The organism is Hafnia sp. CBA7124 (assembly GCF_002355555.1).
Classification (GTDB): Bacteria; Pseudomonadota; Gammaproteobacteria; order Enterobacterales; family Enterobacteriaceae; genus Hafnia; species Hafnia alvei.
Window position 1 is genome coordinate 4,162,846 of the sequence record NZ_AP017469.1, and the last position, 26,542, is coordinate 4,189,387.

The window sequence follows — 26,542 nt, forward strand, 5'->3', positions numbered from 1 at the left end:
AGCTACCATGCAGCGCTAAGATTAAAATTAATAGTGTGCGTGTTCTGAAAACTTATTATTGTTCACGCAAAAACAACCGTAATTTAACACATTTCTAATAGACGGCGCTTTATGATTGTTTTCTCATCGCTACAAATTCGACGCGGTACCCGCGTTCTGCTAGACAATGCCAGTGCAACGGTTAACCCCGGCCAGAAAGTGGGTCTGGTGGGTAAAAATGGCTGTGGGAAATCAACGCTGCTGTCGCTGTTAAAAGGTGAAATGAGTGCCGATGCTGGCAGCTTCAACTTTCCTGGTAACTGGGCGCTGGCGTGGGTCAATCAAGAAACCCCTGCACTCGACGTGCCCGCTTTAGAGTATGTACTCGACGGCGACCGTGAATTCCGCCAGCTAGAGTCTGAGCTCAACGATGCAAACGAACGCAACGACGGCAACGCCATCGCATTAGTGCATGGCAAGCTGGACGCCATTCAAGCGTGGACCATCCGCTCTCGCGCTTCCAGCCTGCTACACGGTTTAGGTTTTAGCCAAAGCCAGCTCGAAGAACCGGTAAAATCCTTCTCCGGCGGCTGGCGTATGCGCCTTAACCTTGCACAAGCGCTAATTTGCCGCTCCGATTTACTGCTGCTTGATGAGCCCACTAACCACCTCGACTTAGATGCGGTGATTTGGCTAGAACGCTGGCTGAAAAGCTATACCGGCACACTGATTCTTATCTCCCATGACCGTGATTTCCTCGATCCGATCGTCGACAAAATCTTGCATATCGAGCAAGAACAGATGTTCGAGTACACCGGCAACTATTCATCATTTGAACTGCAACGCGCCACTAAGCTTTCACAGCAACAATCTATGTATGAAAGCCAGCAGCAGAGCGTCGCGCATCTGCAAAGCTACATCGATCGCTTCAAAGCCAAAGCCTCTAAAGCGAAGCAGGCACAAAGCCGCGTGAAAATGCTAGAACGAATGGAGCTGATTGCGCCAGCTCACGTCGACAATCCATTCCACTTCAGCTTCCGCGAGCCAGAAAGCCTGCCAAACCCATTGCTGCGGATGGAAAAAGTGAGCGCTGGCTACGGTGACAAAACCATTCTGGATTCCATCAAGCTGAATCTAGTTCCCGGCTCTCGCATTGGTCTGCTAGGCCGCAACGGCGCAGGTAAATCCACGCTAATCAAGCTGTTGGCGGGTGAACTAGCACCGCAAAAAGGCGAAATCGGTTTAGCCAAGGGCGTGAAACTGGGCTACTTCGCTCAGCATCAGTTGGAATATTTACGCGCAGATGAATCACCGTTGCAGCATCTTACCCGCATCGCCCCACGCGAAACGGAACAGCAACTGCGTGACTATCTAGGCGGTTTTGGTTTCCGCGGCGATAAAGTCACCGAGCACACCGCGCGTTTCTCCGGTGGAGAAAAAGCACGCCTGGTATTAGCACTGGTTGTTTGGCAGCGCCCTAATTTGTTGCTGCTCGATGAACCCACTAACCACCTCGATTTAGACATGCGCCAAGCGCTGACCGAAGCCCTCATCGACTTCGAAGGTGCATTGGTGGTGGTTTCCCATGACCGTCACTTACTACGTTCAACGACCGACGATCTGTACTTGGTACACGATGGTCAAGTTGAGCCGTTTGCTGGCGATCTGGAAGATTATCAACAGTGGATGATTGACCTGCAACGTCAACAGGCACAGCAAGACTCCAATAAAAGCGAAAGCGAAACTAGCGGAAACAGCGCTCAGGCGCGCAAAGATCAAAAGCGCCGTGCAGCCGAATTCCGCACCCAAACTCAGCCAATCCGTAAGCACATCATGAAGATGGAACAGCAGATGGAAAAACTGGGCGCTCAGCTAGCCGTACTCGAAGAAAAATTAGCCGATAGCGAACTGTATGATATCAGCCGCAAAGCGGAACTGACCGAATGCCTACAGCAGCAGAATCAAACCAAGGCCGCGCTCGAAGAAGCTGAAATGGAATGGTTAGATGGGCAGGAAAAGCTGGAAGTCATGACCCGAGCCTTTGAGGCTGAAAGCGAATAAGCCTCGCAAAGAGGCTGTCATCAATTGCCAGCGATGAAATATTCGCTGGAATCCACTTCGCATAATCTCATAGACCCACTGTTAAGCCCCCGAAAGCGCATTTACTCTGCGCTTGGGTGCTTAGGACTGTCTGTCTTAAGCATAGAGTGGTATGGCAGATAGGAAAAAGCCCCACCTGATATTAAAAATCAAGGTGAGGCCAACCCTCATACTCAGCAGTGTGAGGTTAGCCTCTTCCCCGTTACAAAACAAGGAAAAGGAAAACCAAAAAATGCCACAAAAAACTGTTATTTGGTGTCTATTGATCGTCTGTATAACACTTCTGGCGTTCATTAGAATCACACATGGATACCTGTGTGAAATACACATCAAAAACGGTAACAAAGAGGTTGCCGCCGTTTTAGCCTACGCATCTAAACGGTAAGTGGCCTTACGTCGAGGTATTCCACTAGGAATACCTCGTTCGTTGGCTGGAATCTGTTGTGTATCAGTCTCTAAGCACCCTTCGTTTCGCTGCGATAAAACGGCTTATCCCCCAGAATAGTCGCTCGATGCATAATTCGCCGCTGAGGCAAATAGTCTGCATTGGCATAATGCTGCGTCACGCGGTTATCCCAAATCGCGATATCGTCTTGCTGCCAACGCCAGCGAACTTGGAATTCAGGCTTCGTCGTATGCTGGAAAAGGAACTGTAACAGCGCATCGCCTTCCTGCTGAGGGATACCCACCAGACGCGTGGTAAATCCTTCGTTCACAAATAGCGCCTGACGCCCGCTCACCGGATGCGTTCGCACCACCGGATGCAACAGCGGTGGATGCTGACGTTTTGCCTGCAGCCAGCGCTGGTGCTCCTCTTCCGAGCGAAGATGCTTATATTCAGGGAACGACTTTTCAAAATCATGCTCGGCTTGCAGGCCACTCAATAATATCTTGAGCTGAGGTGAAAGCGCCTCGAAGGCGGCAATGCCGCTCGACCACAGCGTATCACCGCCCACCTCTGGCAGACGTTTGGCGGCCAAAATCGCGCCCAGCGGAGGATTCTCGATAAAGGTCACGTCGGTGTGCCAGTTATCGTTGTCCGGAGGATTATCGTTATGCGTGTCGAGCTCAATGATCTCCTCCACGCCCGCCGCATGCGGATAGACCGGATGTATATGCAGATCGCCAAACCGCGATGCTAGCTCGCGCTGCTGTAACGGCGTAATAGCCTGCCCACGCGCAAACAACACCTGATGTTTTAGCAGCGCATGATAGAGCTGTTCAAACTGCGAATCACTCAGCGGGCGGGTGAGGTCTATATTGCTAACGACTGCACCAATGGCAGGGCTTAAAGGCTGAATAGCGATACGTTCATTCATTTTTTCACTCCATGCCACGGGGTTAAGCGGCGCTGCAAGGCTCTCAGGCCCAATTCCAATGCAAAAGCAATCAACGCAATAACGCTAATGCCAGCGATAACGACATCCGTGGCTAAAAATTCACCGGCGGACTGAATCATAAATCCTAAACCGCGCGTCGCGGCAATCAGCTCTGCGGCCACCAGCGTAGACCAACCCACGCCGAGCCCGATACGCAAGCCGGTTAAAATCTCAGGTAGCGCATTGGGAAGCACTACATACCACAACACCTGCCAGCGGTTTGCCCCTAAAGCTTGAGCCGCTCGCACGCGAACCTGTTCGACGCTCCGCACACCTGCGGCAGCAGCCAGCGTGACCGGCGCAAAAATCGCGAGATAAATCAGCAATATCTTGGATGTTTCACCAATGCCAAACCAGATAACCATCAACGGAAGATAGGCTAACGGCGGCACCGGACGATAGATTTCAATAATGGGGTCTAAAATACCGCGCACGGTAGGATTGAGCCCCATCGCAATTCCCACCGGAACGCCAATAACCACGGCGGCAAGCAGCGCGACTAGAATGCGTCCCAGGCTAGCGGCTAAATGCTGCCCCAGCGTGGCATCCATAAAGCCCTGCGTGCTGATGCTTACCAGTTGCTTCAGCACCTGCTGGGGTGCAGGCAGAAACAGCGGGCTGGTAAGCTGCATCGCGGTTACGCCCCACCACACCACTAAGATGGCCAGCAACGTGAGTGCGCTGATGACCACGTTTGATGGGATAGTTCTTTTCTTCTGGTATACGGTCAGCTTATGCGCGTTATCAGCGGTATTACCCTTCAGCGTGGAATGAAGACTCATGACCAAACTCCTTGCGCATGCGGTGTTCGCTGCTCGAAGACGCGGCTAAGCACATATTCCCGGCGCGCAATAAACGCGGGATCGGATTTAATCGCTCGGCACGGCTCACCATCGGCATAGCGCTGGCCAAAATTCAGCGCCAAACGTTCAACAATGCGTCCCGGCCCCGGCGACAACAGGATCAGTTCAGAGGCCAAAAATACCGCCTCTTCAATGTCATGGGTAATCAGTAAGATCTGTTTACCCGTTTTACGCCACACGCCCAGCAGCAATTCTTGCATTTGCTCACGCGTGAACGCATCAAGCGCACCGAAAGGTTCATCCAATAACAGCAGTTGAGGATTTGCCGCCAGCGCACGGGCGATACCTACTCGCTGGCGCATTCCGCCCGATAGCTGCCAGATAAAGTGCCGTTCATAACCTTCCAGCCCAACCAAGCGCAGCATCCGTAGCGCAATAGCGTTTCGCTCATCGCGTGCCACACCTTGTAGCTGCAAACCAAATACCACGTTAGCTAAAACATTTCGCCACGGCAGTAGGCCTTCATTTTGAAATACCACGCCACGCTCAGCGCTTGGCCCTGTAACTTCGCGACCGGACAGCGTTATCGAACCCGAATCTGGCTGGCTAAATCCCGCCACCAGATTCAACAACGTGGTTTTTCCACACCCAGACGGCCCGAGCACCACCACCAGTTGTCCACTCGCGATTTGTAATGAGACGTCTTCCAGAACAGGTTTTCCATCATAGGAAGCACTGAGATGATTCACTGACAGCATGGGTAACTCCTTATGCCTGAGGCTCAGCCTGCACTTGCTTCACAAACTGGTTATTCACGAAGCTACGATAATCTGCTGCCACCTGAGGAATTTTGCCCTGCTGCTGTAAAAACACGGCGGTATCATGAATGGCTTTATCAACCGGCTGGCCCAGTTCATTAACCTGCTCGGCAACGGGCAGATAGCGGTTTCCCTTCACTAACCCCGGAACCTGATCTTGCGGTACGCCGCTCAGCTTGGAGAGCTTGTCGACGTTCTGTCCGTCTTGCAGCCACTGCTCTGGCGCAGCCAGATAGGCCTTCTGTGCCGCTAACGTCGTGCGCGCAAACGCCGTTACAACATCGGGATGCTGCTGCGCGAAATCTTTACGTACTACCCATACGTCCAGCGTCGGTGCGCCCCATTTGCCGACCTGTTCTGAGTCGGTTAACACGCTACCGGTTTTCGCCAATTCGTTAACGGCAGGTGCCCAAACATAAGCGCCATCAATATCACCGCGCTGCCATGCCGCCGCAATCGCCGGTGGCTGAAGGTTTAAAATGGTGAGCTGATCGGGTTTGATCCCCCAATGCTTAAGCGCTGCAAGCAGGCTGTAGTGCGTGGTTGAAACGAAAGGAACGGCAATACGCTTCCCGATAAGATCCTGCGGGGATTTAATCTCTTTTTTCACCACTAGCGCTTCTGAGTTCCCCAACTGCGAGGCCAACAGGAAAACTTCAATGGGTAGTCCTTGGCTCACCGCAGCGGCCAACGGGCTAGATCCGATATTGCCAATCTGCACGTCGCCGGAAGCTAAGGCTTTCACTACGCTTGAACCGCTATCAAACTTGCGCCAATCCACCTTCGCGCCTGAGGCTTTGGCAAAGGCGTTATCCGCCTGTGCCACTTTGGCCGGTTCCGCAGAAGTTTGATACGCCACGGTCACATCAAGTGCATAGGCACTCGTGGCGGCTAACGAGAGGGTGAGAAACGCAGCCACGCTACGTAAAGAAAAGGGTTTGTTCGCCATCATCTGCTCCGCTTATTTTCGGTGTCAGGAGCACAATGCCCCGCGTTGAACACAGTTTTAGCTGAGCAAGATTTAGTTAAGAAGGAATAAAAAAGTATTTTTTATTCCAAATAGAGATAATTGAAATTTGATGTCTGAGCGACTAGTGTCAATGCTATTGACGGTATACAACGAAGAAATAAGCACGTCTCCAGCGAACTGGAGACGTCAAAATCAGTGCCAAATAAGCAAGACGCAGGCTGCTGTTAGCAGTCCCATGGAGATATTGAACGTAAACCAGGCGCGACGGCTGTTCAGCAAGCGGCCAATCACAGTGCCAAAACCTAGCCAAATAATGCCGGAGACTAAATTGACTAAGAACATTGCGATGCTGATCGCAATAATAGAATGGTTATATTCAGAGCCAGACAGGCTGAAACTGGCGACGGCGCCTAATCCCATCAGCCATGCTTTGGGATTTAAAAATTGAAGCAACCAGCCTTGGTACCAGTTAACCGGCTTTTTGACTTTTACCGCGGTAGGGTCAAGCTTTTCATAGCTGGAGGTCGCTATTTTCCAAGCGATGTACAGCAGATATAAGCTACCCAATATTTTTAGGGCGGTATGCAACGTAGGGTAAATCAGCAGCAGGCTACCAACACCAAACGCCACTAAAAGCAGCAGCGACTGCATTCCAAGCATAATACCCAACATCAACGGCACCGAACGCATAAAGCCAAAGTTCGCCCCCGACGAGGTCAGCAGCATATTATTTGGCCCAGGCGTGATCGCCGCTACCCACAAAAACCCTAGCATTGAAAGAAATAGACCAAGTTCCATTTGTTGGGCACTCCCACCCCTTTATGTTTGTCGTGACCTTGAAGCTATCAGTGTGATATTGATCGCACAAGAACGATGACATGAAAATTAATCACCTTATGAATAATCAATTCTCTCCTATGCGCGGAATAAGTAATCCGCACCTGCAAACCATTTTGCCAAGGCTATTCCGCCGCAAGCCGTTGCTACAGCCACATTGGCAGCGCTTAGCCTTACCCGACGGCGACTTTATTGACTTAGCGTGGAGTGAGCCACCAGAGCAGGCGCAGCATAAGCCGCGAGTGGTGCTGTTCCATGGTTTAGAAGGGAGTTTCTACAGCCCCTATGCACATGGTTTGCTGCACGCATGGAAAGAAGCCGGATGGCTGGGCGTAGTGATGCATTTTCGCGGCTGTAGCGGCGAGCCAAATAAAATGAACCGCATCTACCATTCAGGTGAGACCGAAGATGCTCGCTTCTTCCTCAACTGGCTACGCGAAACTTACGGCGAGGCACCCACTGCCGCGGTGGGTATTTCACTCGGCGGCAATATGCTGGCTTACTATTTAGGCCAAGAAGGCGCCAATGCCACGCTCAATGCCGCCGTCATTGTGTCCGCCCCGCTGATGTTAGAGCCTTGCTCATATCGGCTAGAACAAGGCTTTTCGCGCGTTTATCAAAGTTATCTCTTAGGCCAGCTAAAGCAGAACGCCCAGCGTAAGCTCGAACGCTACCCAAACACCTTACCGTTGAACTTAAAAACGCTGAAAGGCTTAAAACGCATTCGCGATTTCGATGATGTAATTACCTCACGTATCCACGGATTTGATAACGCCACGGACTACTACCGTCGCTGTAGCGCCCTACCGCTGCTGCCAAAAATCACCGTGCCGCTGCTCATCATCCATTCTAAAGACGATCCGTTTATGACACCGGAAGTGATCCCACGGCAGGAAGATTTACCGCCTAATATTGAATATCAGCTCACCGAATTTGGTGGACACGTTGGCTTCATCGGTGGCAGTTTTAACAAACCTCAGATGTGGTTAGAACAACGCATCCCCTCTTGGTTAACCCCATTTTTGGAGAACACGCAGTGATTATCCCTTGGGAGAATTTAGCCGCAGATACGCTGGATAGTTTGATCGAATCCTTCGTTCTGCGCGAAGGCACCGACTATGGCGTGCATGAAAAGTCATTGACGCAAAAGGTTGAGGACGTACGCCGACAGCTAAAAAATGGTGAGGCCGTTTTGGTGTGGTCAGAGCTACATGAAACGGTGAATATCATGCCCAAAGGGCAGTTCCGAGATACACCGGAAGAGTATGAGTAACCTTTAAACACCCGTTTAATAAAACCAATATTAAGTAAAGGCATCCAAATATTTTGGCTGGTTTGATGTCAAAAACGGCGCTTAAACAATCAGGAGAAGCATGGATGTCTCTACTTTCACAACACGTCACCCAACGTAGTTCAGAATCTAAAATATCGCCCTCTGAGTTACCATTCAACACTCGCATATTGATTATTATCACCTGCCTCATACAGGGTGCATTACTCTACCTAAGCAACGACTTTAGCACTCAAGAGTGGAGGCTAAGCCATAAAACCACACTGCTGTATGTGCTGGTATTATCACTATCTCTACCTTTAGTGTTCGTCTTGTCGGTGAATACATTACGCAACAAAACGCTCTGGAAAGCACTGCTTGCCTACGCCGTGGTTTTTATCGCCATGACAACGTGGGTAAATTGGAACGATGTTGGTCTAAGAGATTATGGAACCGGCATTTTAGCGACATTTTATTTTTCTCTTGCCGCGATTATCTTTGTTACACTGCCATGGCTGCAGGTGCGAATAGAAAACCCAAACTCGCCAGTCAACTATCCTGATTTGCACGACGCTATTTGGCAAAATACCATCACCGTAGTATTAACCCTGCTTATTGCGGGTTTGATGTGGGGGATTTTGTCGCTGGGCGCAGGCCTCTTCAAATTGATTGGTATTGATTTCTTTTACAATCTTTTCTTTGAGCACCAAATATTCACCTACCTTGCCAATAGCTTAGTTCTCGCCATCGGCGTTCTAATCTGTCGAACCAACTCAAAGTTAATCATCACGGTACGCAAGCTACTCTCTCTGGTGGTGAAAGGCTTGCTTCCTCTACTGTCGTTTTTCGCGCTGATTTTTATCTTCAGTCTGCCGTTTACAGGAATAAACACCTTAGCCAAGCAGTGGTCGTCAGCCACTACGCTGCTGACCACCATGTCTCTGCTATTAGCTCTGTTGGTCAATGCGGTATACCTTAGCGCTGATAATGCTGAGCAAAAACCCTATCCCAAAATCATTCGCTATATCATCAACGGCTCCCTGCTTGCTTTGCCCATCTACGCGATATTGTCCACGTATTATTTAGGCCTACGGATCGTGCAATACGGCTGGACACCCGAGCGGCTATGGGCTGCTGTCGTCGTTGGTTTGTCGCTTTGTCTGAGCCTTGCCTATGCAACTGCCGTAGTACGCAAAAACACGATCTGGCTTCACTCGCTGGGCAATATCAACAAAAAGATGATGTGCCTGATCGCGGCTATTCTCATTCTGTGCAATTCGCCCATCATCGATCCGTATCGCATTAGCGTGAACGATCAAATGCAGCGTTATGCCACTGGCAAAATATTACCGGATAATCTGGATCTCATCATGCTGCGGTTTGACGCAGGCCGCCGAGGCAACGATGCACTTCAAGCACTACGCCATGATGCCAAATTTATCAGCGATCCCGCCCGGAAATTAAATCTGGAAAAAATACTGATACAGACCAATCGCTGGGGGGGTTATGACGATGATGACAATAAACAAAAAACCGCGATATTTACGGTGGAGCGCGCGCGTAAAAACATACTGCTAGCAACAGGCGTAACGCCGCCAGATTCCAGTTGGTGGGCATCGCTATCAGAAAATAACTATCAGGCAGAGCGCATGAGTGATTGCTATCTGCTAGCCAATAGCTGCGTTTTAACAACGTTGGATCTCAATGCCGATGGAAAGCCAGAACCTATCCTGTGCAGTTTCAGCGCTCCTCAAGCGCCATTCTGCCAAGTTTATGCCCTAAGTGAGGGGAAATGGGTCGTGATTAGCAGAATGGATTTTGACGAGTATTTAGCTCAAAACAAGTCTGATAGCGCTAAGCTCAAAAGCCTCATCTTGAATGGCCAATTAAAAACAAAGCCAAAAGAGTGGAGCGATATCCAGATTCAGGATAAAACCATAGAGATGAACTATTACGGTTTAAGATAAACCGTTAATCCCTAATTATTGGAGCCGTGTTACCTATGTCAGCCAAACACCCAATTATTGCAGTAACCGGCTCCAGTGGTGCCGGTACCACCACCACCAGCGTCGCCTTCCGCAAAATCTTTCAGCAATTTCATCTGAAAGCCGCTGAATTGGAAGGCGACAGTTTTCACCGTTACACGCGGCCAGAAATGGACGCGGCTATTCGCAAAGCTCGCGAACAAGGCCGACATATCAGCTATTTTGGCCCAGAGGCCAATGATTTTTCTTTTCTAGAACAAAGCTTTCTTGAATACGGCCAGCATGGCCGCGGGCGTTCCCGTAAATATCTGCATACCTACGATGAAGCCGTTCCCTACAATCAGGTTCCGGGTACGTTTACCCCGTGGGAAGCACTGCCAGAACCTACCGACGTGCTCTTTTACGAAGGGCTACACGGCGGCGTCGTCACCCAGCAGCATAACGTGGCGCAGCATGTCGATTTACTAGTGGGCGTGGTGCCGATCGTCAATCTGGAGTGGATCCAAAAATTAGTACGAGACACCGGCGAGCGCGGCCATTCACGTGAAGCCGTGATGGATTCGGTGGTGCGTTCAATGGAAGATTACATCACCTACATTACGCCGCAGTTCTCTCGCACCCACATTAACTTCCAGCGCGTGCCGACGGTTGATACTTCTAATCCTTTTGCCGCCAAAGCGATCCCTTCCTCCGATGAAAGTTTCGTCGTGATCCATTTTCAGGGCTTAGACAACATTGATTTCCCTTATCTATTAGCGATGCTGCAAGGGTCGTTTATTTCACACATCAACACGTTAGTGGTTCCCGGTGGAAAAATGGGGCTGGCGATGGAGTTGATCATGACGCCGCTGGTGCAGCGCCTGATCGAAGGGAAAAAAATCGAATAACCGCGCGGGTTATTCAGCCATTAATAGATACTGAATAAAGCCCAGATGTAGCTTCAAGCCGATACGCATAGCGTCCTCATCCAATTTAAATTTTGGATTGTGGACGCCATAAACCGCACCCAAATCTTCATTCCCGCTGCCGATAAACAGAAAACAGCCCGGTACTTTTTCCAGATAAAAAGAGAAGTCCTCGCCGCCAAACATCGGCGCAGGCATTTCAAGCACGCTTTCTTTTCCGAGTTGCTGTTCAATAACTTCGCGCGCAATCCGGCTCGCCTCAACGTCGTTATTGCCGATGGTATAGCCTCGCGTCCAGCGAATATCATAATCCGCGCCGTGCGCCTGCGTAATTCCGGCAACGGTTTGCTCAACCAGCTGCGGTACTTTCTCGCGCACGCTCGCCACATGGGTGCGTAAAGTGCCTGCCAAAGCAGCCGTTTGCGGGATCACGTTGTAGCCGCCCTCTGATTTAAACGTCGCTACGGTTAATACCGGTGTCTGCAAAGGATCGATTTTACGGGCGACAATATTTTGCAGCGCAGTCACCACCTCAGCGCCAATGACCACCGGATCGATACACAGCTGCGGCATAGAGCCATGGCCGCCTTTTCCTTTGATGGTGATATCAAAGTTGTCGCTGGATGCGCAAAACACCCCCGATTTCCAGCCCACGACGCCCGTTGGGAAGTTCGGCATGACGTGCAAACCAAAAATCATGTCCACGCCGTCTAAAACACCGAGTTTAATCAGCTCTTGTGCGCCACCGGGCGGAACTTCCTCGGCGTGCTGAAATATAAAGCGCACCTGCCCACGTAATTGGTGGTGACATTGAGCTAAAACACTGACCGCCCCCATCAACATGGCCGCATGTGAATCATGTCCGCATGCGTGCATCACACCAGAATGCGTTGAGGCAAAAGGCTCTACGCTCTCTTCCTGAATCGGCAATGCATCAATATCAGCACGTAGCGCATAGCGAGGGCCACTCAATGCCCCGACTAAATCAACCACCACGCTGTTATTCGTCGGGCGCGATATCGAAATGTTCTCTACATGAGACAGTTCTTCGGCAATATAGTCGGCTGTTTTCTGCTCTTGGAAGGAGAGTTCAGGGTTTGCATGAATGTGCCGACGCCAACGAATAACATCCGGCATAACAGATAACAACATAGCATCAAGTTCACGTTTCATCGTACATCTCCCCTGTTACGCAGTTTCACGAACTGGGCTATAGGTTTTTCCTGCCAGCGGCAGGATCACCAGCCCAGAGACAATCATGACCACAACCAGAAAAACAAAAGTTGAAAAATAACCTTGGCTCATCTTCACCAGATACCCCATGGCAATCGGCGCAACAAAACCGCCCAAGGTGCCACCGGTGTTAATAATCCCCATCGCGGCACCCATGACGTCAGTCGGTAAACGTTTCATCGGTAAAGTGAAAACGGTGACAAACGACGCCATGAGGAACACATAGCCGAAGAATAAAAACAGGCTGGCCGAAATAGCCGAAGATGTGGCGTAAACCAACCCAATACAGACCGCGCTCAGCAACGAACACGAACAAACCACTTTGTGCTCTTTACCCTGCATGTATTTGCCAACGAAATAGCCGGTGCACAAAGACGAAATCCACATCCCCAGACCGCCCGCCGCGGCCACTAAGCTGGATACGCCCAACGGCAGCCCACGGTTTTGCACCAAGAATTTAGGCAGCCATGCCATCAGGCCGTAGGACGGAATGTTCAAACAAAAAATGGCGATAAACAGCAAAATAACGATAGGGCTTTTCAGCAGCTGGCGATAAGGCCCGCTTTTCTGCTGGGTAGAAGATGTTGGCCATGCCTTCTGTGGATTTGGCACCAGCCACAAAATGCAGCCCGAGATGATAAAGGCCAAAATACCCAACGAAGCAAAAGACCCGCGCCAGCCAATATGTTCAAGACAATATACCGCCACCAACGGGCCTAACGTCATCGCCAGCCCCGCCGAGGACAGCAGAATAGACTGCGCAAAAGTGCGCTGTTCAACGGTGAAATTTGCCGTCACCGCTTTCGCACAGGAGGTCGGATAGCCCGCATGTCCCATTCCCGCCAGAAAACGAAACGTCAGCAATAAACCAAAAGTGAGCCCCAGCCAGCCGAAGCACATGGCAAACCCACCCAGCAGAAAGAGTGAGCTACACAAGACTTTTTTGAATCCAAAGCGATCGTTCAGCCAACCGGCGGGGATCTGAAAAATGGAATAGGCGAGAAAAAAAACGCCGGTGATATAGCCTAATTGCTCAGGCTGGAGGGAAAACTCCCGCTCGATAGGCAACAGAGCAAACCCCACCACGGTTTTGTCGATATAAACGATTGCGTAGCCGATAAACAATAAGAAAATCATCAATGAACGGCGCTGAAATTGCATAGCCAAACTCCTCGCTGAACGGCGTCAACCCTGACAGAGGCTCAAACGCATAGGGGTGCTTATGTGATGTGCATCACTTTCTTTTTATTAACTGCGCGCCAGATGGCATTGATGAAAATATCGTCTTTACCCACACCGTGTAAGATGTCATTTTTTTTGGGGTGATGCTTTTTATTGATAGGGGAAGCGCGGTGAAATATCTGCCAAAAATTCAGCAGCTAAAAACGTTTCAGGAAGTGATTCGTCGAGGAAGTATTCGCGCCGCCGCGCGCGCGTTAAACCAGTCACAGCCTGCAATAAGCAGAGCGATCAAAGAATTGGAACATACGCTGAATACGCAGCTTATCTTGCGTGGAGCTAAAGGAATGATGCTGACTGAAACAGGAAGCGCGTTTGCGGCACGCTCGCAGCTTATTTTGGAAGAATTACAGCGAGCGGCAGATGAAATTGAGCAGATAAGCCAATATTCTCAAGGTTCAGTGTCTGTAGGCTTTTCATCGCTGATTGCGCTAACCGTGTTTCCTCAGGCCGCTGATACCTTTAAGTCTCAGTTTCCACAGGCCAATATACACGCCAAAGAAGCGCAGCTCTCGACGCTTCTACCGGCCTTGCGTGAAGGGCGACTCGATTTTGCCATCGGCACGCTAACAGTCGAAACTACGCCAATAGATCTGGTACGTGAGCCGCTATTTGAATCGCCCTTTTGCATTATCGCTCACCGCGACAACCCATTTTCTCAGGCTAAATCGTTAGAAGAGCTGAAGCACGCAAAATGGCTGATACCTGAAACCGATATGGGCTACTACCAGCAGCTAGAATCAGCCATGGGGAATTTTTACCACCAGCTTAGTCAATCACCGATCCGAACGGACTCCGTGGTGTGCGGATTAAGCATGGTGCAACAGGCACAATACCTCACCATCGTGGCCCGGGCGATGCGGGAACCGCTGGGATTAGGCAATACGCTCTGTGCATTGCCTATCGACGATTTACCCACCGCCCAGTATTGCGTGTTCTATTCACAAAAATCGCCGCTGACCTTAACGGCGCGGCGATTCTTGGATTTATTACGTTGGGAATGCCAAAACTATGCTTGGGAGTAAAAACGTTACTCAACCACGATAGTTTCAAAGCTGTGAGTAATATTCACCGCTTGACCCAACATCAGCGCTACCGAGCAATACTTCTCGGCCGATAAGGCGACTGCGCGTTCAACGGCTTTATCAGTCAGTCCTTTGCCGGTAACCACGAAATGCAGATTGATGTGAGTAAACAAACGAGGGGCTTCTTCGCGGCGCTCAGAGGTTAATTTTACTTCACAGTCGCGCACGTCCAGTCGCCCTTTCTGTAAAATAGAAACCACGTCAATCGCGCTGCATCCACCCGCAGACATCAGCACCATTTCCATTGGGCTTGGTGCTTTATCGCCAGCGTTTCCATCCATAAGAATTTGATGCCCTGAAGCGGATTCACCCAGAAAAGTCATCCCTTCAACCCATTTCACTCGTGCCTGCATGTTTATCACCCCTTTGGTTAAATTTTGGCATCAGACTACGCTTTCTATAAAAAACAGGCAATCAGAGGCCTCACTTCTTGATGCTGAAGCGAGACAACACAAGACACCTGCACAAAGCTGTGCTACAAACTATGCCGAAATGGATCTTTATGGATTGAAACGGGTATAGATCAATAACTCTAGGAAATAATTACCTTAGCCTATTACTCTATATCTCGATTATGAAGTGCTATACAAGTTAATAAGCAAAGCCCCGTGCCACGATAAGCACACTGTCAGGATCAGTATCCCGATATTAGGGCAGCGATAACAACAGAGGATAATAGCGAATGGTTCTCGGCAAACCGCAAACAGACCCGACTCTTGAATGGTTCTTGTCTCATTGCCATATCCACAAGTATCCGTCCAAAAGTACCCTGATCCACCAAGGTGAAAAGGCTGAAACCCTGTACTACATCGTTAAGGGCTCCGTTGCTGTATTGATTAAAGATGAAGAAGGCAAAGAAATGATCCTTTCTTATCTCAATCAGGGCGATTTCATTGGTGAACTAGGCTTATTTGAGGAAGGGCAAGAACGTAGCGCCTGGGTTCGTGCAAAAACCGCCTGTGAAGTGGCTGAAATTTCTTACAAGAAGTTCCGCCAGCTCATTCAGGTCAATCCAGATATTCTGATGCGCCTGTCTGCTCAGATGGCTAGCCGTTTACAGGTTACCTCTGAAAAAGTCGGCAACCTTGCATTCTTGGACGTAACCGGTCGTATCGCTCAGACCCTGCTGAATCTGGCCAAACAGCCAGATGCCATGACTCATCCAGATGGTATGCAGATCAAGATCACTCGTCAGGAAATTGGCCAGATCGTTGGCTGCTCCCGTGAAACCGTTGGTCGTATTCTGAAGATGCTGGAAGATCAAAATCTGATCTCCGCACACGGAAAAACCATCGTCGTTTACGGCACTCGCTGATAGATGACGCCCGTGTAGCCCTGCTGCACGGGTTTCTTTAGCTATGTGGCGGCGGTTCATCTACCACCCGGAAGTCAACTACGCACTGCGTCAAACGCTGGTGCTGTGTCTTCCTGTGCTATTCGGCCTGTTGATAGGTAATCTACAACTTGGGCTGATGTTCTCTTTAGTTCCCGCCTGCTGCAATATCGCCGGGCTCGATACTCCGCATAAACGCTTTATTAAACGATTAGTCGTTGGCGGCAGCTTATTTGCCTTCAGCAGTTTTCTGCTACAGCAATGCTTACTCTGGCAAATTCCCCTACCGCTGATCATGCTCGGTTTAGCCTTGTTGCTTGGCGTTAACGGTGAAATTAGCCCGCTACACGCACGGCTTATGCCTGCCGCGCTGGTTGCCTCTATTTTTACCCTGAGCATGGCGGGAAGCGTACCGATCTGGCATGGGCCACTGCTGTATATTGTCGGCACTATTTGGTATGGCGCTTTCACCTGGTTTTGGTTTCTGCTGTGGAAAGGGCAACCGATCCGCGAGAACCTCAGCCAGCTCTACGTTCAGCTTGGCGACTACATGGAAGCCAAATACAGCCTGCTAACTCAGCATATCGATCCTGAAACCGCGCTGCCTCCGTTGCTACAACGCCAGCAAAAAGTGATGGATCTTATTGCTCAGATCTATCAGCAAATGCACATGCTATCGTTGGTGCATAATCCTGAATACAAACGCCTGCTGCGCTATTTTCAGGTCGCATTAGACTTGCAAGAACACATCACCGTTAGCCTGTCTCAGCCTGATGAAGTGCAGAAGCTGGTCGAAAAAAGTCAGGCCGAGGCGATATTACGCCGCAATGCTCAGGTCATTACCGAGCGACTTAAAACGGTTGCCGACGATATTTTGTATCACCGTTATCCCCAACATTTCTCGATGGATAATGAGCTATCGGCGCTAGAAAAACTGTCTAATCAGCACCCAGATAACCCCGTTGGCAAATTCTGTTATTATCATTTTAGCCGTGTGGCTCGCCTGCTAGAGCGCCAACGCCCACTATATCAACGCAATCTGATGTCCACTCAGCAGCGGCTTCCCTTCTGGCCTGCGCTGCGCGCCTATCTTTCGTTGAAGTCGGTAGCACTGCGCAACGCCGCACGATTAGGTATTACGCTGGCTGCGGGCAGTAGCCTCGGCATGTTATTCCATCTGCCAAAGCCCTATTGGGTTTTGCTGACCATCATGTTGGTGATTCAGAATGGCTATAACGCGACGCGCGTTAGGATCCAGCACCGTGCGCTAGGCACCTTTGTTGGGTTAATTGTTGCCGCAGGACTACTGCAGCTCAACCTACCGTTGAACGTCACGCTTAGCTGCATGCTGGTAATTACCATCGCGGCTTATTTGGTGCTCAGGAAAAACTACGGTCTGGCCGTGATCGGTTTCACCATCACGGCGGTGTACACGCTTCAGCTGTTACAGCTTAACGGATTACATTTCTTGGTTCCGCGCCTCATCGATACGGTTCTCGGTTGTATTCTTGCCTTTGCCAGCACCATCTGGCTGTGGCCACAGTGGCAAAGCGGCTTGCTGCGCAAAAATGCACATCAGGCATTGGAGGCCTACCAAGACGAACTGCGCCTTTTACTGTCGCCTGAGCCAAAAACGTCCGCGCTGGCCTATGCGCGTATGAAAGTGAATCAGGCACACAATGCCGTCTTTACTTCGCTGAATCAGGCGATGCAGGAACCGGGATTTGACTCACGTTACTTAACGGATATGCGCCTGTGGATCACCCACAGTCAGTTTATCGTTGAGCATCTCAATGCCATGACGATCCTCGCACGCGACCACTACATGCTCACCGAGAATCTGGCACAGGATTATTTACAGCGTTGCGAAATTGCGTTGCAGCTTTGTCAGCAACGTTTGGAACATGATGGTCCAACGCTCAATGACAACGCCGCCGTATTTCAGTCTGACGATCAAGAAACTAACGGTATGCCCGTTACGCAAATTGAAGTGCATCTTCGACGCATCATTGCGCACTTACGCGCCATGCATACCATTTCGTCGATAGCATGGCGGCAACGGCCACATCACGGGATTTGGATGAGCCGTAAACTCAGGGATTAATTGCCACCCACGACTTTGGCAATCGCTTTTTCCAGCCGTGCCATGCCCTCATGGATATCGGCAAACTCGATAACCAACGAGGGCGCAAAGCGCAAAATATCCGGTCCCGCGTTCAGCAGCATAAGTCCTTCACTCGCGGCGGCATGCAAGATATCTCGCGCCTTACCGTGATAGGCAGGGCTCAGTTCAGCGCCCAGCAACAGCCCCATTCCACGCACCTGAGTGAAGATATTGTACTGGGTATTGATCTTCTCTAGGGCCTCCACAAACAGGCCGTGGCGCTCTTCAATTCCCGCCATCACCTCAGGTGTATTGATCACGTCTAAAGCCGCCTCTGCAACCGCACAGGCCAGGGGATTACCGCCATAGGTGGTTCCGTGAGTGCCCACCTGCATTGCGCTGGCAATTTCATGAGTTGTTAACATGGCGCTAATCGGAAAACCGCCCCCCAGCGCTTTGGCGGTGGTGAGAATATCCGGCGTCACGCCGTAGTGCATGTAGGTAAAGAGTTTACCGGTTCGGCCCATGCCGCTTTGTACTTCATCGAAAACTAACAGCGCCTGATGCCGATCGCAAAGTTCACGTACGCCTTGTAAGAAGCTTTGCGTCGCGGGCATCACGCCGCCCTCGCCCTGAACGGGCTCAAGCACCACTGCACAGGTATGATCGTCGATAACGGCGCGAACGGCGTCTAAATCATTAAATGGCACATGCACAATATCGGCGGGTTTCGGGCCAAAGCCGTCGGAATATTTTGGCTGACCACCGACGGAAACCGTAAATAAGGTACGGCCATGAAACGCATGGTGGAAGGCAATAATTTTGGATTTAAAAGGGCTAATTTTGCTAGAGGCATAGTAGCGAGCCAGTTTGAACGCCGCTTCGTTTGCCTCCGCGCCGGAGTTTGCAAAGAAGACACGCTCGGCAAAGGTGGCATCAATCAGCTTTTGTGCCAGACGTAGCGCAGGCTCATTGGTGAAAACATTACTTACATGCCACAGCTTTTCGCCTTGCTCATGCAGTGCAGCAACCAGCGCAGGATGGCAATGCCCTAAGGCCGTCACGGCAATCCCCCCCGCAAAATCCACATACTCTCGCCCTTGCTGATCCCACACTCGGCTCCCTTTACCGCGCACGGGAACGAAATCTGCCGGTGCATAGATAGGCAACATCACCTTTTCAAATGTGTCTCTTGCAACTGCCTGCTGCTTCGCCATTACTTTTCCACCTTATTCACATCGCCAACAACGATTTGCCAGCCATTAAATGAAAATATAATCATAAAATATGCATAACAAATCACTTTATGGCAACCGTAATTTGCGTTTGTTTTGCTAAAACCTCCCCACTCAATAACAGCGGTTAAAGTTGAGACTAAGATTCAGCGTGCTTATACTTTGAACTTGGAAGTTACGTTCCGCCTCTTCACTTAAGGACTGACCATGAGCGCTCCGCTTACCATTGCTAAGAATCAAAAAGTCACGCTGCAACTACTTCCGGCGCTGGCCAACCGCCACGGACTGATTACCGGCGCAACGGGTACGGGGAAAACCGTGACCCTACAAAAAATGGCAGAGCAGTTCTCTCGTATTGGTGTTCCCGTATTTTTGGCCGACGTAAAAGGCGACTTGTCCGGTATTGCCGCTGCCGGCACGCCTTCCGATAAATTACAGAAAAGATTAGATGCTTTGCAGGTGACCGACTGGTCGCCGCAGGCGTGTCCGATCATTCCGTGGGATATTTTTGCCGAAAAAGGTCACCCTATTCGTGCCACGGTGTCAGATTTAGGCCCGCTGTTGCTGTCTCGCCTGCTGGATTTAAACGACGTGCAATCCGGCGTGTTACAGCTGGTGTTTAAGATTGCCGATGACAGCAACCTGCTGCTGCTCGATATGAAAGACCTCCGCGCCGTGGTGCAGTTTGTGGGGGACAATGCCAAACAGTTCACCACCCAGTATGGCAATATTTCTACCGCGTCTATTGGCGCGATTCAGCGCGGATTACTAACGCTGGATCAGCAAGGCGGCGATCATTTCTTTGGCGAGCCGATGTTGGATATTAAAGATCTGATGCGCTGCGACGCCAATGGGCAAGGCATTATTAATCTGCTGGCCGCCGACAAACTGATCAATCAGCCGAAGCTCTACTCGGTATTCCTTCTGTGGCTACTGGCGGAGTTATTTGAACAGCTACCTGAGGTCGGTGACGTTGAGCAACCAAAGCTGGTGTTCTTCTTCGATGAGGCTCATCTGCTGTTTAACGACGCGCCTAGCGCCCTACTGGATAAAATAGAACAGGTCGTGCGCTTAATCCGTTCTAAAGGCGTCGGGATCTATTTCGTTACCCAGAACCCACTGGATATCCCTGACAACGTTCTCGGACAACTGGGCAATCGCGTTCAACATGCGCTACGTGCGTTTACCCCACGCGATCAAAAAGCCGTGAAAGCCGCAGCACAAACCCTGCGCGCAAATCCCGAATTCAGCACCGAGCAGGCCATTACCGAGCTGGGCGTAGGCGAAGCATTGGTTTCATTCCTTGATGAAAGCGGTCGCCCAACCATCGTTGAGCGCGCAATGGTTATCGCGCCTGAATCCCGTATGGGGCCGTTAACCGCCGATGAATTGAATCACGCCCTAAATCATTCACCGTTATATGGTCGCTATGACGAAGCCGTCGATCGTGAATCTGCCTATGAAAAAATCACCCAGCAGGGCTTCAGCACGGTTGAAAGCGGGGATGAAAAAGCCAGCGCTGACGACGTGAAAAAACCAGAGGCCAACGCGCAAGAAGGCGGCGGATTGATGGGCAGCTTGAATAAAATTCTGTTCGGCACCACCGGTCCTCGCGGTGGTAAGAAAGATGGCGTGGTACAAACCGCCGCAAAAAGCATGGCGCGTCAGGTAGGAAGTTCGCTCGGCCGCCAAATTTTGCGCGGCGTTTTAGGCTCGATTATGGGCGGGCGTAAATAACCACCGGCTTTCTTATGCTCTTACTTATGCCCCGCATGATTTATCATCGGGGCATCTGATGTCATTTCCGTACAAAGCGAACCTCTGATGCTGTTGCTGATCGATAATTACGACTCCTTTACCTACAACCTCTACCAATACTTTTGCGAACTCGACGCCGACGTTATCGTCCGCCGTAACGACGATCTCACGCTTGAGCAAATCGAAGCGCTGGCGCCTTCACATCTGGTGATATCACCTGGACCTTGCACACCAAACGATGCTGGGATTTCTTTAGCAGCCATCGAACACTTTGCGGGGAAAATACCGTTGTTAGGCGTGTGCTTAGGTCATCAGGCACTGGGGCAGGTTTTCGGTGCCAACGTGGTTCGCGCCCGTCAGGTCATGCATGGCAAAACCAGCGCAATTCGCCATACCAACGGCGGCGTATTCCATGGCTTAAACAATCCGCTAACGGTAACGCGCTACCATTCACTGATTCTGGAAAAAGAGACGCTGCCCGACTGCTTGGAAATTACCGCGTGGAGTGAACGCAACGGCGAACCCGACGAGATTATGGGCGTACGCCATCGCACCTTAGACGTTGAAGGCGTGCAGTTTCACCCTGAAAGCATTTTAAGCGAACAAGGCCACCAGCTATTGAAGAATTTTTTGCAGCGCTAGAAACAAAACTCCCGCCAACAGCGGCGGGAATCTCAGCTCATAACATCAAACCGAATATCAGAGATTATGGCAGTACTTTTGCCGATGTAATCACGATCGGCTTAGAAGGGACATTCTGGTATGGGCCGACGTTCTCAGTACGCACCTGAGCAATTTTGTCGACAATGTCCATCCCCTTCGTCACTTTACCAAATACCGCATAGCCAAAATCACGCTGGCCGTGATCTAAGAAAGCATTGTCGGCAACGTTAATGAAGAACTGGCTGGTTGCGCTGTCTTTTTCAGCAGTACGCGCCATAGCGATGGTGCCGCGCAGGTTACGCAAACCGTTATCCGCTTCGTTTTTGATTGGTGCATTCGTGGTTTTCTGCTGCATATCCGCAGTAAACCCACCGCCCTGCACCATAAAACCAGGGATCACACGATGAAAAATCGTGTTGTTGTAATACCCGCTGTTCACGTAGTCGAGGAAGTTCTTCACCGACACCGGCGCTTTTTGACTATCCAACTCAATTTCAATATTACCAGCGGTCGTCGACAGTAAAACATGGCTGTTGGCAGCCAATGCGGCCGGAGCCAATACCGTCAACGAAAATAGCGCGGTTAGGGTGACGAATACTCTCTTGAACATGACACATCCTTTCTCAGCGGGCTTTTTCAAAGCAGGTGAACAACAAATTAACTTATCGATTCTAATTAGGCGCTAGCCTATTAGCTACCCATTTACTCACATTTACTTAACGATGGGATAAGTCTGAAAAAATGCCGCCTCTTAGCGACGAAAAACACCTAGTTTTGCAATCAAGATCACACTTCATCCCCTACCTAATTATTCAAAAATGAATTTTTGCGAACTGACTCGCAAACCGATTGATGGAAGTTGCTAGTCTTAAACTTAAATGAGAGCGCTCTCATTTTATGATCAACGCAAAATACGCTATCTGATTTATCAGGTTTATGAGGCGGGTGATAAACCCAACGCTATTTATCTCGCTGCTCCTCGTGTTGTCCTGATGATCATCGAAATCCTCATTGCCAGATAAAACGGAGATACTCGCATGATCCCGATAAAAGTTGCCATCATCGGCGGAGGCAGTAGTTATACACCGGAGTTGGTTGAAGGCATTATCCAGCGAGCTAAGCAAATTCCGCTGTCTGAGCTGGCATTGGTTGACGTTGAAGCAGGTCGTCACAAGGTTGAGATCATTGCCGACCTCACACGCCGAATGCTGGCACGCAATGGCTTTGAGCAGGTCAAGGTCAGCATCCATTTCACCCCCGACGATGCTATTCGTGGAGCCAGCTTTGTATTAACTCAGCTGCGCGTAGGCCAGTTACCGGCACGTGCTGCCGACGAACGACTCGGCTTAAAGTTTGGATTAATTGGGCAAGAAACCGCCGGCGTCGGCGGTTTTGCTAAAGCGCTCCGTACGATCCCCGTGATGCTAAACATCGCCCGTAAAGTTGAACAGCTGGCTCCCGATGCCTGGATCATTAACTTCACCAATCCAGCAGGTATCGTTACCGAAGCGGTTTCTCGCTATACCAAGGCCAAAATCATTGGTCTGTGCAATGTTCCCGTCACCATGCACCATATGATTGCCAAAATGCTGCAACGGCCCTATCGAGACGTCCAGCTACGCTTCGCCGGTCTAAACCATATGGTTTGGGTGCATCAGGTCACCGCCGATGGGCAAGACCAGACGCAACGGGTGATCGACATGCTCTGCGATGGCGCGGCGCTCACCATGAATAACATCAAAGAAGAGCCGTGGCCGCCAGAGTTTCTGCGTGCGCTTGGTGCCATACCCTGCCCCTATCACCGCTATTTCTATCGAACCCGCACGATGCTGAAAGATGAAATCACTGAGGCTAGCACCGAAGGCACCCGCGCGGAACAGGTGATGGACGTTGAGAAAGCGCTCTTTGCGCTGTATGCCGACCCGAATTTAGACCACAAACCAGAACAGTTAAGCTTCCGTGGCGGCTCATTTTATTCAGAGGTTGCGCTGGAACTGATGTGTGCGATTCACAACAATCTCGGTACCCGTTTAGTGGTCAACACGCCAAACCGCGGCGCCATTCACGATCTGCCTGCTGATGCCGTGATTGAAACTGACTGTATCGTGGATGCCCAAGGCGCGCATCCTCTCGCATTCGGTTCGCTCCCCGTGTCCATGGTCGGTCTCACGCAACAGGTGAAATCGTTCGAACGTCTGACGATCGAAGCCGCCGTACACGGTGATAGAAAATCCGCGCTGCTAGCGCTGGTCACCAACCCATTAATTGGCGATGCCGGACTGGCTTCACCTTTATTGGATGAAGTCCTAGCCGTAAACAAAGCGTATCTGCCACAATTTAATTAACCGCAATCCCCTCGTTGCTTTGCCGCAAGGAGGGATTTGGATCCCATCATCATAAGGAATTTGACCATGACGACGCTTGAAGACGTTGCTGCATTTGCCGGTGTTTCTCGCGCCACCGTTTCACGCGTGGTGAATGGCGATAGCAACGTCAAAGAAAAAACGCGTCTCATGGTGGAAGCCGCTATCACCGAGTTAGGCTATAGCCCACACCCGGCCGCCCGGGCGCTGGCGTCTAACCAAAGCCAAACGATCGGTTTAGTCACAACCTCTTACCGCGGTGGTTTTTTTGGCGCACTGATGGATAACGTGCAAAGCGAAGCCGAAAGCCGCCGTAAACAGCTTCTAGTGACTCAGGGAAAAAATAGCGCTGACAATGAATGGCAGGCCATTCAGCGTTTATACAACCTACGCTGTGATGGGCTTATCCTGCACGTGAGAGCGCTGAGCGATGAGCAACTCTGCAAGCTGGCGCAAGAAGGCAAAGCCTTTATGATTTTGGATCGTTTGGTGCCGGGCCTTGAAGATCGCTGCGTCGCCTTCGATCATCACCGCGCCAGCCAAATGGCCACCAAACGGCTGATTGATTTAGGCCATACAAAAATAGCCTGTATCAGCGGCCCTTCCTCTCGTCATTCCAGCCAGCTACGCCGCCAAGGTTTTCTCGATACGATGGACGCCGCCGGACTGCTGCCCGTAGCCTGTTTAGAAGGCGATTATGATATGCAAAGCGGTTATCAGATGGCGGACAAACTTTTGCAAAGCCGACGACCTACCGCGATCTACTGCTGTAATGAAGAGATGGCGATTGGCGCACTGCTGGCGATCACCGAGCATCGCTTAACGATCCCAAATGATATCTCACTGATTTGCTATGACAGCGGAGAACGGGCAGCTTTTGTGCGTCCGGCATTAACCAGTATTCATTTCCCCATCACCGATATGGCTCGCCATGCCACCGAGCGTCTTATCGATCCCGCATGCATACCGGAAGTTTTTCTGCCTACCCTCATCGATCGTGGTTCGGTCATTGCCGCAAAAAGGTAATCTGTGACGATCTGAGAGCAATAATTTCTACTCAGATCGCTTTTGTAAGAAACTCATTCATATCGTTACAGCAAAAAATCGACATATATCACAAAAATCGCCTACAACTATGCTAGGATTCGCCGCCTTGTGGGATCGATTATTCTTAGTTTGATCCTTCGTAAATACTTTCCTATTTCTCAATACTACTGACACGGGCCTTGCTATGACCAACAGCAACCGCATTCGCCTAACATGGATCAGTTTCTTCTCCTATGCACTTACCGGTGCATTGGTGATCGTCACCGGGATGGTGATGGGCAATATCGCAGAATACTTTAATCTGCCGATTTCCAGCATGAGTAACACCTTTACGTTTCTTAATGCCGGTATTTTGGTCTCTATTTTCCTTAACGCATGGTTAATGGAAATTATCCCTCTTAAACGCCAGTTGATTTTCGGCTTCGTGCTGATGATCTTAGCCGTTGCGGGCCTGATGGTCGGCCACAGCTTGGTGATGTTCTCCCTGTGCATGTTTGTACTGGGCGTGGTGAGCGGGATTACTATGTCTATCGGTACCTTCCTCATTACCCATATCTATGAAGGTCGCCAGCGTGGCTCACGCCTGCTGTTCACCGACTCCTTCTTCAGTATGGCGGGGATGGTATTCCCCATCGTTGCCGCTACGCTGCTGGCGAATCACGTGACGTGGTACTGGGTTTACGCCTGCATCGGCGTGCTGTATCTGGCCATTTTCGTCCTGACGCTGATGTCTGACTTCCCTATTTTGGGTCAGAAAAAAGACGATCAGAGCGAGCCAGTGGTAAAAGAGAAATGGGGTATCGGCGTTCTCTTCCTGTCGATTGCCGCACTGTGCTACATCCTCGGCCAGTTAGGCTTCATCCAGTGGGTACCAGAATACGCCAGCAAACATTTCAACATGAGCATCGAAGAAGCTGGCGCATTAGTCAGTAACTTCTGGACTGCTTATATGGTTGGGATGTGGATCTTCAGCTTCATTCTGCGTTTCTTCGATCTGCAACGCATCGTGACCGTTCTGGCCGCGCTCTCTACCGTGATGATGTACCTGTTCGTCACCACCGAGCAGGTTGGCATGCTGAGCCTGTACATTCTGGGTCTGGGCTTTGTCAGCAGCGCAATTTACACCACGCTGATCACGCTGGGCTCGCTGCAAACCAAAGTGTCTTCACCAAAACTGGTGAACTTCATTCTGACCTGCGGCACCATCGGTACGATGTTGACCTTCATTGTGACTGGCCCAATCGTGGCGAAAAGCGGTGCTCACGCAGCGCTGGCAACCGCCAATGGCTTGTACCTTGTGGTCTTCGTGATGTGTTTACTGTTGGGCTTCGTGACGCGTCACCGCCTGCACGGCCACAGCACTAAATAAATCGGGTTCTTCCTGATAAAAAAACCGGCCTATAACAGGGCCGGTTTTTTATTGTCGCAATAACGCG

General features: G+C 50.5%; 24 protein-coding genes. 14 read left to right on the top strand and 10 right to left on the bottom strand.

What is annotated here, in order from left to right; all coding sequences use genetic code 11:
- Positions 1–111 precede the first annotated feature (111 nt).
- Both CPY98_RS18935 and CPY98_RS18940 read left to right on the top strand, forming a co-directional pair.
- A complete protein-coding gene (locus tag CPY98_RS18935; protein WP_096388597.1) occupies positions 112–2,040 on the top strand; it encodes an ABC transporter ATP-binding protein in 1,929 nt (642 codons plus the stop codon).
- 271 nt (positions 2,041–2,311) lie between these two features.
- Positions 2,312–2,464: a Hok/Gef family protein gene (locus CPY98_RS18940; RefSeq protein ID WP_025799218.1), complete on the top strand. Its 153-nt coding sequence runs from the start codon at positions 2,312–2,314 to the stop codon at positions 2,462–2,464.
- Between the two features lie 70 nt (positions 2,465–2,534).
- Here the strand turns inward: CPY98_RS18940 and tauD are convergent, their stop codons facing one another.
- The 5 genes from tauD to CPY98_RS18965 form a co-directional block, all read right to left on the bottom strand.
- A complete protein-coding gene (gene tauD / locus CPY98_RS18945) occupies positions 2,535–3,398 on the bottom strand; it encodes a taurine dioxygenase (RefSeq protein ID WP_043489389.1) in 864 nt (287 codons plus the stop codon).
- Positions 3,395–4,240: a taurine ABC transporter permease TauC gene (gene tauC / locus CPY98_RS18950; protein ID WP_096388598.1), complete on the bottom strand. Its 846-nt coding sequence runs from the start codon at positions 4,238–4,240 to the stop codon at positions 3,395–3,397. Before tauC ends, tauD begins: the two co-directional genes overlap by 4 nt.
- Positions 4,237–5,019, bottom strand: a complete 783-nt coding sequence (gene tauB, locus CPY98_RS18955) for a taurine ABC transporter ATP-binding subunit (protein ID WP_046448803.1) — start codon at positions 5,017–5,019, stop codon at positions 4,237–4,239. Before tauB ends, tauC begins: the two co-directional genes overlap by 4 nt.
- Positions 5,020–5,029: 10 nt before the next feature.
- A complete protein-coding gene (gene tauA / locus CPY98_RS18960) occupies positions 5,030–6,028 on the bottom strand; it encodes a taurine ABC transporter substrate-binding protein (protein ID WP_046448804.1) in 999 nt (332 codons plus the stop codon).
- 213 nt (positions 6,029–6,241) lie between these two features.
- Positions 6,242–6,847 (bottom strand): LysE family translocator, encoded by a 606-nt coding sequence (locus CPY98_RS18965; RefSeq protein ID WP_046448805.1) that lies wholly within the window; start codon positions 6,845–6,847, stop codon positions 6,242–6,244.
- Between the two features lie 98 nt (positions 6,848–6,945).
- Between CPY98_RS18965 and CPY98_RS18970 the strand changes: the two genes are divergently transcribed.
- From CPY98_RS18970 to CPY98_RS18985, 4 genes are all read left to right on the top strand, one after another.
- Positions 6,946–7,926 carry a hydrolase gene (locus tag CPY98_RS18970; protein WP_096388782.1) on the top strand — a complete coding sequence of 327 codons (981 nt, stop codon included), beginning with the start codon at positions 6,946–6,948 and terminating at the stop codon, positions 7,924–7,926.
- A complete protein-coding gene (locus tag CPY98_RS18975; RefSeq protein WP_043489396.1) occupies positions 7,923–8,159 on the top strand; it encodes a YheU family protein in 237 nt (78 codons plus the stop codon). The genes CPY98_RS18970 and CPY98_RS18975 overlap by 4 nt, the downstream gene beginning before the upstream one ends.
- Positions 8,160–8,263: 104 nt before the next feature.
- Positions 8,264–10,123, top strand: a complete 1,860-nt coding sequence (locus tag CPY98_RS18980; protein WP_096388599.1) for a DUF4153 domain-containing protein — start codon at positions 8,264–8,266, stop codon at positions 10,121–10,123.
- Positions 10,124–10,158: 35 nt separating this feature from the next.
- Positions 10,159–11,028 carry a phosphoribulokinase gene (locus tag CPY98_RS18985; RefSeq protein ID WP_025799235.1) on the top strand — a complete coding sequence of 290 codons (870 nt, stop codon included), beginning with the start codon at positions 10,159–10,161 and terminating at the stop codon, positions 11,026–11,028.
- A 9-nt stretch (positions 11,029–11,037) separates the two neighbouring features.
- Here the strand turns inward: CPY98_RS18985 and CPY98_RS18990 are convergent, their stop codons facing one another.
- Positions 11,038–12,219 carry an amidohydrolase gene (locus tag CPY98_RS18990; RefSeq protein ID WP_096388600.1) on the bottom strand — a complete coding sequence of 394 codons (1,182 nt, stop codon included), beginning with the start codon at positions 12,217–12,219 and terminating at the stop codon, positions 11,038–11,040.
- A gap of 15 nt (positions 12,220–12,234) precedes the next feature.
- Entirely contained in the window at positions 12,235–13,440 is a 1,206-nt protein-coding gene (locus CPY98_RS18995) for an MFS transporter (RefSeq protein WP_046448808.1), read from the bottom strand.
- A gap of 191 nt (positions 13,441–13,631) precedes the next feature.
- Here CPY98_RS18995 and CPY98_RS19000 point away from each other — a divergent pair, with 191 nt between their 5' ends.
- Entirely contained in the window at positions 13,632–14,543 is a 912-nt protein-coding gene (locus tag CPY98_RS19000; protein WP_046448809.1) for a LysR substrate-binding domain-containing protein, read from the top strand.
- Positions 14,544–14,548: 5 nt separating this feature from the next.
- On the opposite strand, the gene CPY98_RS19005 is transcribed toward CPY98_RS19000, so the two are convergent.
- The gene (locus CPY98_RS19005; protein ID WP_025799244.1) at positions 14,549–14,956 is read right to left on the bottom strand and encodes an OsmC family protein; all 408 of its coding nucleotides are present in this window, start codon (positions 14,954–14,956) and stop codon (positions 14,549–14,551) included.
- A gap of 329 nt (positions 14,957–15,285) precedes the next feature.
- Here CPY98_RS19005 and crp point away from each other — a divergent pair, with 329 nt between their 5' ends.
- Both crp and CPY98_RS19015 read left to right on the top strand, forming a co-directional pair.
- The gene (crp, locus tag CPY98_RS19010; RefSeq protein ID WP_004090925.1) at positions 15,286–15,918 is read left to right on the top strand and encodes a cAMP-activated global transcriptional regulator CRP; all 633 of its coding nucleotides are present in this window, start codon (positions 15,286–15,288) and stop codon (positions 15,916–15,918) included.
- A gap of 43 nt (positions 15,919–15,961) precedes the next feature.
- The gene (locus CPY98_RS19015) at positions 15,962–18,040 is read left to right on the top strand and encodes a YccS/YhfK family putative transporter (RefSeq protein WP_025799248.1); all 2,079 of its coding nucleotides are present in this window, start codon (positions 15,962–15,964) and stop codon (positions 18,038–18,040) included.
- Here CPY98_RS19015 and CPY98_RS19020 read toward each other — a convergent pair.
- Positions 18,037–19,257 carry an aspartate aminotransferase family protein gene (locus CPY98_RS19020; RefSeq protein ID WP_096388601.1) on the bottom strand — a complete coding sequence of 407 codons (1,221 nt, stop codon included), beginning with the start codon at positions 19,255–19,257 and terminating at the stop codon, positions 18,037–18,039. The genes CPY98_RS19015 and CPY98_RS19020 overlap by 4 nt on opposite strands.
- Positions 19,258–19,482: 225 nt before the next feature.
- Here CPY98_RS19020 and CPY98_RS19025 point away from each other — a divergent pair, with 225 nt between their 5' ends.
- Positions 19,483–21,012 (top strand): helicase HerA-like C-terminal domain-containing protein, encoded by a 1,530-nt coding sequence (locus CPY98_RS19025; protein WP_096388602.1) that lies wholly within the window; start codon positions 19,483–19,485, stop codon positions 21,010–21,012.
- Between the two features lie 87 nt (positions 21,013–21,099).
- On the top strand, positions 21,100–21,675 hold the full coding sequence (locus CPY98_RS19030) for an aminodeoxychorismate synthase component II (RefSeq protein ID WP_043489408.1): 576 nt from the start codon (positions 21,100–21,102) through the stop codon (positions 21,673–21,675).
- A 64-nt stretch (positions 21,676–21,739) separates the two neighbouring features.
- Here CPY98_RS19030 and ppiA read toward each other — a convergent pair whose 3' ends face one another.
- Positions 21,740–22,306 (bottom strand): peptidylprolyl isomerase A, encoded by a 567-nt coding sequence (gene ppiA, locus CPY98_RS19035; protein WP_040046992.1) that lies wholly within the window; start codon positions 22,304–22,306, stop codon positions 21,740–21,742.
- 427 nt (positions 22,307–22,733) lie between these two features.
- Here ppiA and CPY98_RS19040 point away from each other — a divergent pair, with 427 nt between their 5' ends.
- The 3 genes from CPY98_RS19040 (at position 22,734) to tsgA (ending at position 26,475) form a co-directional block, all read left to right on the top strand.
- A complete protein-coding gene (locus CPY98_RS19040; RefSeq protein WP_096388603.1) occupies positions 22,734–24,041 on the top strand; it encodes a 6-phospho-beta-glucosidase in 1,308 nt (435 codons plus the stop codon).
- Between the two features lie 66 nt (positions 24,042–24,107).
- Positions 24,108–25,085 carry a LacI family DNA-binding transcriptional regulator gene (locus CPY98_RS19045; protein WP_096388604.1) on the top strand — a complete coding sequence of 326 codons (978 nt, stop codon included), beginning with the start codon at positions 24,108–24,110 and terminating at the stop codon, positions 25,083–25,085.
- Between the two features lie 205 nt (positions 25,086–25,290).
- Entirely contained in the window at positions 25,291–26,475 is a 1,185-nt protein-coding gene (tsgA, locus tag CPY98_RS19050) for an MFS transporter TsgA (RefSeq protein ID WP_025799261.1), read from the top strand.
- Positions 26,476–26,542: the final 67 nt, after the last annotated feature.

Bases quoted from the DNA above. Each gene is read 5' to 3' on its own strand.
- CPY98_RS18935 (WP_096388597.1), top strand. From the start codon at position 112: ATGATTGTTTTCTCATCGCTACAAATTCGACGCGGTACCCGCGTTCTG.
- CPY98_RS18940 (WP_025799218.1), top strand. From the start codon at position 2,312: ATGCCACAAAAAACTGTTATTTGGTGTCTATTGATCGTCTGTATAACA.
- tauC (WP_096388598.1), bottom strand. From the start codon at position 4,240: ATGAGTCTTCATTCCACGCTGAAGGGTAATACCGCTGATAACGCGCAT.
- tauB (WP_046448803.1), bottom strand. From the start codon at position 5,019: ATGCTGTCAGTGAATCATCTCAGTGCTTCCTATGATGGAAAACCTGTT.
- tauA (WP_046448804.1), bottom strand. From the start codon at position 6,028: ATGGCGAACAAACCCTTTTCTTTACGTAGCGTGGCTGCGTTTCTCACC.
- CPY98_RS19030 (WP_043489408.1), top strand. From the start codon at position 21,100: ATGCTGTTGCTGATCGATAATTACGACTCCTTTACCTACAACCTCTAC.
- tauD (WP_043489389.1), bottom strand. From the start codon at position 3,398: ATGAATGAACGTATCGCTATTCAGCCTTTAAGCCCTGCCATTGGTGCA.
- CPY98_RS19040 (WP_096388603.1), top strand. From the start codon at position 22,734: ATGATCCCGATAAAAGTTGCCATCATCGGCGGAGGCAGTAGTTATACA.
- crp (WP_004090925.1), top strand. From the start codon at position 15,286: ATGGTTCTCGGCAAACCGCAAACAGACCCGACTCTTGAATGGTTCTTG.
- tsgA (WP_025799261.1), top strand. From the start codon at position 25,291: ATGACCAACAGCAACCGCATTCGCCTAACATGGATCAGTTTCTTCTCC.
- CPY98_RS19025 (WP_096388602.1), top strand. From the start codon at position 19,483: ATGAGCGCTCCGCTTACCATTGCTAAGAATCAAAAAGTCACGCTGCAA.
- CPY98_RS18965 (WP_046448805.1), bottom strand. From the start codon at position 6,847: ATGGAACTTGGTCTATTTCTTTCAATGCTAGGGTTTTTGTGGGTAGCG.
- CPY98_RS18985 (WP_025799235.1), top strand. From the start codon at position 10,159: ATGTCAGCCAAACACCCAATTATTGCAGTAACCGGCTCCAGTGGTGCC.
- CPY98_RS19015 (WP_025799248.1), top strand. From the start codon at position 15,962: ATGTGGCGGCGGTTCATCTACCACCCGGAAGTCAACTACGCACTGCGT.
- ppiA (WP_040046992.1), bottom strand. From the start codon at position 22,306: ATGTTCAAGAGAGTATTCGTCACCCTAACCGCGCTATTTTCGTTGACG.
- CPY98_RS19045 (WP_096388604.1), top strand. From the start codon at position 24,108: ATGACGACGCTTGAAGACGTTGCTGCATTTGCCGGTGTTTCTCGCGCC.
- CPY98_RS19005 (WP_025799244.1), bottom strand. From the start codon at position 14,956: ATGCAGGCACGAGTGAAATGGGTTGAAGGGATGACTTTTCTGGGTGAA.
- CPY98_RS18970 (WP_096388782.1), top strand. From the start codon at position 6,946: ATGAATAATCAATTCTCTCCTATGCGCGGAATAAGTAATCCGCACCTG.
- CPY98_RS18990 (WP_096388600.1), bottom strand. From the start codon at position 12,219: ATGAAACGTGAACTTGATGCTATGTTGTTATCTGTTATGCCGGATGTT.
- CPY98_RS19020 (WP_096388601.1), bottom strand. From the start codon at position 19,257: ATGGCGAAGCAGCAGGCAGTTGCAAGAGACACATTTGAAAAGGTGATG.
- CPY98_RS18980 (WP_096388599.1), top strand. From the start codon at position 8,264: ATGTCTCTACTTTCACAACACGTCACCCAACGTAGTTCAGAATCTAAA.
- CPY98_RS18995 (WP_046448808.1), bottom strand. From the start codon at position 13,440: ATGCAATTTCAGCGCCGTTCATTGATGATTTTCTTATTGTTTATCGGC.